1 protein-coding gene is annotated in these 766 nt (G+C 65.8%); it reads right to left on the bottom strand.

Features of this window, described 5'->3' with window-relative positions; genetic code table 11:
- Positions 1-67 precede the first annotated feature (67 nt).
- The gene (gene rpiA, locus SAHL_RS02620) at positions 68-736 is read right to left on the bottom strand and encodes a ribose-5-phosphate isomerase RpiA (RefSeq protein WP_123589859.1); all 669 of its coding nucleotides are present in this window, start codon (positions 734-736) and stop codon (positions 68-70) included.
- Positions 737-766: the final 30 nt, after the last annotated feature.

Genomic DNA, 766 nt, shown 5'->3' with positions numbered 1-766 from the left:
GATCCAATCTAGCAAACCTAAAATGACGCTAACGTGCTGTCGTAACTCAGTAAAAGAGAAAAATGCTCTAGCCGCCGCGCTTGACCGTCTCCACGCCGCCGGCATCGCCGACGATGAGCACGTCCGCCGGCCGGCGGGCGAACAGGCCGACCGTCACCACCCCGGGCAGGGCGTTGATGGCATCCTCCATCTCGATCGGATTGAGGATCTCGAGGTTGTGAACGTCGAGAATCGGATGGCCGTTGTCGCTCACGAACCCCGGGCGCAGCTCCGGCTCGCCGCCGAGCTTGACCAGCGAGCGGGCCACACTCGAGCGCGCCATCTCGATCACCTCGACCGGCAGCGGGAAGCGCCCGAGCAGGTCGACGCGCTTGGAGGCATCGACCATGCACACGAACGTGCGCGCCGCGCCCGCGATGATCTTCTCTCGGGTCAGGGCGCCGCCGCCGCCCTTGATGAGTTCCAGATGGGCGTTGGCTTCGTCGGCGCCGTCGACGTATACGCCGAGGGCGCCCGCGCTGTTGAGATCGACCACGTCGAAACCGGCCGCGCGCAGTTTCTCGGTCGTGGCCTTGGAGCTGGACACACAGCCGGGAATCTCCGGCGCGCGCTCGGCCAGCACGTCGATGAAGTGGTTGACCGTGGAGCCGGTGCCCACGCCCAGATACTCGCCCTCGCGCACGTAGTCGAAGGCCGCCTCGGCGGCCGCGCGCTTGAGATCGTCCTGTTTGCTCATCTGGCCTCTCGCTTGGTTTTGCCGCGAGTT

This window comes from Salinisphaera orenii subsp. halophila YIM 95161 (genome assembly GCF_003732545.1).
Classification (GTDB): Bacteria; Pseudomonadota; Gammaproteobacteria; order Nevskiales; family Salinisphaeraceae; genus Salinisphaera; species Salinisphaera orenii_A.
Note: the sequence above shows the minus strand (reverse complement) of the source record. Positions and strands in the feature narration are given on the sequence as shown.

Excerpts from the sequence above, each read along its gene's own strand:
- rpiA (WP_123589859.1), bottom strand. The coding sequence starts at position 736 with ATGAGCAAACAGGACGATCTCAAGCGCGCGGCCGCCGAGGCGGCCTTC.